The organism is uncultured Arthrobacter sp. (assembly GCF_902805515.1).
In the GTDB taxonomy this organism is placed as follows: Bacteria; Actinomycetota; Actinomycetes; order Actinomycetales; family Micrococcaceae; genus Arthrobacter_D.
The window spans coordinates 22,110-28,615 of the sequence record NZ_CADCTE010000153.1; the positions used below are offsets into that span (position 1 = coordinate 22,110).

Sequence of the window (6,506 nt, forward strand, 5' to 3'; positions counted from 1 at the left end):
GGCTAATCTGGTGCAGTGAGCCTGAGACTGTATGACACCGCCACCGCCGAGGTACGGGACTTTGTCCCCCTGACCCCGGGAGCCGTCAGCCTCTACTACTGCGGTGCCACCGTCCAGGGCATGCCACACGTGGGCCACGTCCGCTCGGCCATCGTGTTCGACCAGCTGACCCGCTGGCTCGAGGCGCGCGGGTTCCGGGTGACCTCCGTCCGGAACGTCACCGACATCGACGACAAGATCCTTGAGAAGTCGAAGGCCTCCTTTAACGATGAGGAACCGGCGCCGGGCGGTATCCGGAACGAGGAGTGGTGGGCACTGGCCTACCGCTATGAGCTCGAGTTCAACCGGGCCTACGACACCCTCGGGGTGCGCCGGCCCACCTACGAACCGCGGGCCACCGGCCACATCCCGGAGATGCAGGCCCTGATCCAGGAACTCATCGACACCGGCTACGCCTATCCCGCCCCCGACGGATCGGGGGATGTGTACTTCGACGTCCGCTCCTGGCCCGAGTACGGCGCCCTCACCCACCAGAACATCGACGACATGCAGGCCGCCACCGACGCCGACCCGCGCGGCAAGCGCGACCCGCGCGACTTCGCCCTGTGGAAGGGCCACAAGGACACCGACCCTGCCTCATCGTCATGGCCCAGCCCCTGGGGTGCCGGACGGCCCGGCTGGCACACCGAGTGCTGCGCAATGACCCACAAATACCTCGGCGAGCAGTTCGACATCCACGGCGGTGGGCTCGACCTGCGCTTCCCGCACCACGAGAATGAGCTGGCCCAGGCGCGCGCCGCCAAGCGCGGGTACGCGCAGTACTGGATGCACAACGGCCTCGTCACCTTCGAGGGCGAAAAGATGTCCAAGTCGATCGGCAACACGGTCAGCCCCGAGGAAATGATCGCCCGCGCCAAGCCGCGCGTGGTGCGCTACTACCTCGGGCAGGCCCACTACCGGTCGGTGCTCGACTACCGCCCGTCCTCGCTCGAGGAGGCCGCGGCCGCCGTCGAGCGCATCGACGGATTCCTGGCCAAGGCCCTCGCCCGTTTCGGGCCGGCCGCCGGTGCGCCGACGGACCTGCCGGAGGCCTTCGGAGAGGCGATGGATGACGACCTGAACATCCCGCAGGCCCTCGCCGTCCTTCACGAAACCGTGAGGGCCGGTAATACGGCCCTGGCGGCGGGCGACGCCGATGGGGCGCGCACCGCGCAGGCAGGGGTCGCCGCGATGGTCCGCGTCCTCGGCCTCGACGATGCCACCGACACCGGAACAGCCGACACGGAACAGACCGCGGCGCTCGACGCCCTGATCCGGTCCCAGCTGCGCGAGCGGGAGGCCGCCCGCGCCGCCAAGGACTGGGCCCGCGCCGACGCCATCCGGGACGCCCTGGCCGGCGCCGGCATCGCCGTCGAGGACTCCGCCGACGGCGCCGAGTGGAGCATCACCAGGCGCTGAACGCACCTGATTTAGTCCGGGAATGCCGGCGGGCGCCGTCCGCGTAAACTGGGAGAGACTTTTCCTCTATATAAAGGTGTTTCCCCATGGCCAGTCACGGACGTCCAGGCGCGGTGCGCAAGTTGAAAAAGGGCCCCACCATCGGCACGGGGGGCCACGGCCGCAAGGCCCTTGAAGGCAAGGGCCCCACCCCAAAGGCGGAGGACCGCCCGTACCACAAGGCGTACAAGAACAAGGAGCTGGCCGAACGCTCCGCAGCCAAGCGCGGCGGCGGCAGGAACCAGGCCTCGGGCCGGAAGGGCAAGGCCACCGAAGAAATCGTGACGGGCCGCAACTCGGTGGTCGAGGCGCTCCGCGCCGGCATCCCCGCCAAGGCGCTGCACGTTGCCATCCGCGTCGAGATGGACGACCGGGTCCGGGAGGCGCTCAAGCTCGCCACCGAACGCGGCGTCCCGGTGATGGAGACCGGCAAGCCCGAACTCGACCGGATGACCGAAGGTGCGGTGCACCAGGGACTGATGCTGCAGATCCCGCCCTACGAATACGCCGATGCGCTCGACCTCGTCGACGAGACGGTCGACAAGTTCAAGCGCGGCCACATCGCCAACGCGCCCCTGTTCATCGCGCTCGACGGGATCACCGATCCGCGCAACCTCGGCGCCATCATCCGGTCCGCCTCGGCCTTCAGCGCCCACGGCGTCATCGTGCCGGAGCGGCGTTCGGTCGGCGTGACCGCCTCGGCGTGGAAGACCAGTGCGGGAGCCGCCGTCCGCGTGCCCGTGGCCCGGGTAGGCAACCTCAACGCGGCCCTGAAGTCGTTCAAGGACAAGGGCATCTTCGTGCTCGGTCTCGACGGCGACGGCGACATCTCGCTGCCGGAACTGACCCTCGGAAAGGACCCGGTGTGCCTGGTGGTGGGGTCGGAGGGCAAGGGGCTGTCCCGGCTGGTGCGCGAGAACTGCGACCAGATCGTCTCGATCCCCATCGATTCCGCCATGGAGTCGCTCAACGCGTCAATGGCGGTGGGAATCAGCCTTTACGAAATCTCCCGCCAGCGCTCCGCCTGATCGCGCCGAGCCGGATCCCGTCATGAGCATGCCGCAGCAGGCCGCCGTCGCCTCCAGTGAATTCCCGCAGGGAATGCACCGGCTCAAGGGCCGTTTCTCCGATGGCCTCCACGTCAATGCCGCGGTCTGGGCGCCGTCGATCCCCTCGATCGACGTGCACTTTCAGCGGGAGGACGGCCGGTGGGCCTTCGAAACGCTGCCCGGGCTCGACGGCGGGGTCCACCACGGGGTGGTGGGCCCGATCCCGGCGGGTGCCCGCTACGGGTTCTGGCCGACGGGCGAGCCGCTGCCCCCGGGCCCGGGACCGGGACCCGGACAGCTGCTGCTCGACCCGTACACGCGGGGCATCGAAGTGGAGGAGGCCGGGGGCACCGGGGAGGATCCGGTGTACTTCTCGGTCTTCGTCGACGAGCCCTTCGACTGGGACGGGTCCTCCCGGCCGCGCACCCCGTGGCGCGAAACCGTCATCTACGAAGCGCACGTCAAGGGACTGACCAAGCTGCACCCCGGGATCCCCGAGGAGCTGCGCGGCACCTATGCGGGCCTGGCCCACCCCGTGATGATCGAGTACCTGCTTGAACTGGGCGTGACCGCCGTCGAGCTGCTTCCGGTCCACTTTTCGATCGACGAACCGCACCTAGGGCCACTCGGCCTCTCCAACTACTGGGGCTACAACACCCTCGGATTCTTCGCCCCGCACTCGGCGTACGCGACCGCGGCGGCACGCGCTGCGGGCCCAGCGGCAGTCCTGGCGGAGGTCAAGTCGATGGTGAAGGCGCTGCACGAGGCCGGCCTCGAAGTCATCCTCGACGTTGTGTACAACCACACCGCCGAGGGCGGCAAGGACCATAAGACCCTCTGCTGGCGAGGCCTCGGCGACACCGATTATTACCGGCACGACGGCGCGGGCCGGTACCTCGACACCACCGGAGTGGGCAACACGCTCGACTTCTCGCAGCCGAAGGTGATCGAGTTCGCGCTCGACTCCCTGCGGTACTGGGTCGAGGAGTTCCAGATCGATGGCTTCCGGTTCGACCTCGCCGTCACCCTGGGGCGGGACGAGTCCAACACCTTCACTCCGCGGCACCCGTTCCTGGTCGCCGTGGGCGCATCGAGTGCACTGCGGGGAACGAAGCTTATCGCCGAACCCTGGGATGTCGGCATGGGCGGCTGGCAGACCGGAAACTTCCCGCAGGGCTGGGCCGACTGGAACGACCGTTTCCGTGACACCGCCCGCGACTTCTGGCTGCGCGACCAGGCCTCGCTGCGGGGCGGAGGGCACGCCGGCTCACCGGCACGCCTCGCCGACTCCCTGGCCGGGTCACAGAACCTGTTCCGCCACTCGAGCCGGACCCCGCTTGCCTCGATCAACTTCGTCACCGCCCATGACGGGTTCACCCTTGCAGACCTCACCGCTTACGACCGGAAGCACAACGAGGCCAACGGGGAGGAAAACCGCGACGGCTCCAACGACAACCGCAGCTACAACCACGGTGCAGAGGGCCGCACCGAAAACGACGCGATCATCGCCGCACGGGAGCAGACGGCGCGGAACCTGATGGCCACGCTGCTGATGTCGGTCGGAGTTCCCATGATCACTGCCGGCGATGAGCTCGGACGGACCCAGCGGGGAAACAACAACGCCTACTGCCAGGACAACGAGCTCGCCTGGATCTCCTGGCAGCAGGACGCCGCGGCCGAACGGATGCTCACCGCCACGCGGGCGCTGCTTCGGATCCGCCGGCGTTTCCTCGCCGGTCAATCCCCGGCCTTTCCCGGCCGGGTCACCGATTCGGCGCTGCTGTGGTTCAACGCCTCGGGCCTCCCAATGACTCCTGGCGACTGGGACGACCCGTCCACCCGGGTGGTCCAGCTGATGCTGGCCGATCCGGACGGGCAGGCGGGGGCCCTCATCGCGGTCAACGGATCGCTCGTGGACCGCAAGATCCACCTTCCAGCCGCGTGGATCCTGCAGGGGCAGGGCCTGGCGGAAGCGAGGGCTACGACGATGGAACTCGCCTTCGATTCGGCCGACCCGGCGCTGCGGCGCTCAGGTGCGCGGTTTTCCCTGGGGGAGTCCGATTCCCTTACAGCCAACTCGGTCGCTGTTTATCTGTGCCAGAGGTATGCGGGCCGTCCGGCCTCCTGAACGGATTCATCTGCCGGACCTGGACTCTGACCGAGCCTCGCCAGTGGACGGGATGTCGGTTTAGGGTGCCTTATGCCCAGCCGCAACGGACTCGTCGTGTTAATCCTCAAGGTGGCACTACTGGTTGCCGCCGTCATCCCTGTGCCCTTCATCGCGCTGCAGGATGGGAGGGTCACCTCGGTATTGCCGTTCTTGGGAGCCATTGCAGGAATGACTGCCGGATCACTCCTGCAGGGTTGCGTCCGCAGGGGCGACACGCGGCTAAGGGCGGTGCGGGGGCAGGTTGTTGGCTTTCTTCGGTCGGGCAAGGGCGGACCGGCGGGCGCACCGAGCCGGTGGAAGCCCGGACTTGCGACGCCGTCGCCCGGACGGCTGGATTTTCAGCCCCAGGGACGGCTGAACGGGAGCGACGACGGCGAACTGATGAGTTTCACGGTGCACGCGATCGGCCCTGAGCGGGACATCACCGTGGCCGAGGGGTTTTTCCGAATGGGCCCGACCTGGCGCGTAGTGGAGCTGTCGATGCCCGGAGGAGTGGTCGAACTTGCGGGGCCGGCCCGCGACCTCCGGAAGACAGTAACAGTGCTGCGGCGGTCCCTCCCTGCGGGAGGGACCGCCTCGGCCGTCTGAACGGACGAGTTCAACCACTCCTGCCCACTGAACGGACCCGCAATCCCCTTCTGCCCACTGAACCCAACCGGCTAGTGGGCATAACCGGATATGCCCACTGGCCGGCCGTGGTCGGTGGGCAGGACCGTTGCGGGCGGCGCTTATTTGTGGATCTGCCCACTGATGGGTGGCGGTCGGTGGGCAGGACCGCCACTGGCGGAGCAGTGGGCAGCATCGCCAGGCGGCGCTGCCCACCGGAGGTCACGCGTTGACGACCAGTCCCAGTTCGGCGCTGGAGGCCAGGGTCGCGTGGCGCGGCAGCACCCGGACCGTGTAGCCGAACGAACCCGAGTGTTCGATCCGGGTGTCCCCGGTGAAGAGGTACCGACCGCTGCCCAGGTTCTCGGCGACCCGCAGTTCGGCGAGGGTCACGTCGCTCAGCTCGTCGTCGCCGGCGGCCCGGCCGTACGCAACCTCCACCGCGACATCGGCGGGATCGAGGTTGCCCAGGGCGACGTAGGCGTTGACCGTGAGCGCGTCACCGATCTGCGGATCCTCGCTCACGCCGAGGGAGTCGACGTGCTCCACCTGCACGGCGGGCCAGCCGCCCTGGATGCGGGTGCGCCACGCGGCCGTGCGCCGCGCCAGGGCGTACCGGTCGTCGGTGGCGTCCCGGCCGGCCCGCCAGGCCGGCTGGTACAGGTGGCGCACGTAGTCCTGGATCATTCGCTCGGCAGAGACGGCCGGGCCGAGGGTCGCCATGGTGTGCTTGATCATGGCGATCCACTGGTGCGGAATGCCGTCGTGTGACGGCTCCGACGGGCCGGCCGATCCGGCTGCGGCAGCGGTCACCGAACCGTAGAACCGCGGAGCGACCTGGTTCTCGAGCAGGTCGTAGAGCGCCGCCGCCTCGATGTCGTCGCGCTCGTCCGCCGAGGCCCCGTTGTTGGCCGTCGGGATTGACCACCCGTTGTCGCCGTCGTACATCTCATCCCACCAGCCGTCGAGCACCGAGAGGTTGAGTCCACCGTTGATCGCCGCCTTCATGCCCGAGGTGCCGCAGGCCTCCAGCGGGCGCAGCGGGTTGTTCAGCCAGACGTCGCAACCCCAGTACAGGTAGCGGGCCATCGACATGTCGTAGTCGGGCAGGAACACGATCCGGTGCCGCACGGCCGGGTCGTCGGCGAAGCGCACGATCTCCTGGATCAGCGCCTTGCCGCCGT

General features: G+C 68.5%; 5 protein-coding genes. 4 read left to right on the plus strand and 1 reads right to left on the minus strand.

The features are described 5' to 3' along the window. Nucleotides 1–15 precede the first annotated feature (15 nt). The 4 genes from cysS to QZX79_RS13950 all read left to right on the plus strand — a co-directional run bounded on the left by cysS (nt 16) and on the right by QZX79_RS13950 (nt 5,304). A complete protein-coding gene (gene cysS / locus QZX79_RS13935; RefSeq protein ID WP_294569047.1) occupies nt 16–1,458 on the plus strand; it encodes a cysteine--tRNA ligase in 1,443 nt (480 codons plus the stop codon). An 86-nt stretch (nt 1,459–1,544) separates the two neighbouring features. Then, entirely contained in the window at nt 1,545–2,525 is a 981-nt protein-coding gene (rlmB, locus tag QZX79_RS13940) for a 23S rRNA (guanosine(2251)-2'-O)-methyltransferase RlmB (protein WP_294569049.1), read from the plus strand. A 22-nt stretch (nt 2,526–2,547) separates the two neighbouring features. Next, nucleotides 2,548–4,674, plus strand: a complete 2,127-nt coding sequence (glgX, locus tag QZX79_RS13945) for a glycogen debranching protein GlgX (RefSeq protein ID WP_294569051.1) — start codon at nt 2,548–2,550, stop codon at nt 4,672–4,674. A gap of 72 nt (nt 4,675–4,746) precedes the next feature. Then, a complete protein-coding gene (locus tag QZX79_RS13950; protein WP_294569053.1) occupies nt 4,747–5,304 on the plus strand; it encodes a hypothetical protein in 558 nt (185 codons plus the stop codon). 240 nt (nt 5,305–5,544) lie between these two features. Here QZX79_RS13950 and glgP read toward each other — a convergent pair. Beyond that, the coding region (gene glgP, locus QZX79_RS13955; protein ID WP_294569055.1) for an alpha-glucan family phosphorylase at nt 5,545–6,506 on the minus strand (962 nt) is incomplete at its 5' end.

What these genes read in the sequence shown, in the direction of transcription:
- glgX (WP_294569051.1), top strand. Translation starts at nt 2,548, where the DNA reads ATGAGCATGCCGCAGCAGGCCGCCGTCGCCTCCAGTGAATTCCCGCAG.
- QZX79_RS13950 (WP_294569053.1), top strand. Translation starts at nt 4,747, where the DNA reads ATGCCCAGCCGCAACGGACTCGTCGTGTTAATCCTCAAGGTGGCACTA.
- rlmB (WP_294569049.1), top strand. Translation starts at nt 1,545, where the DNA reads ATGGCCAGTCACGGACGTCCAGGCGCGGTGCGCAAGTTGAAAAAGGGC.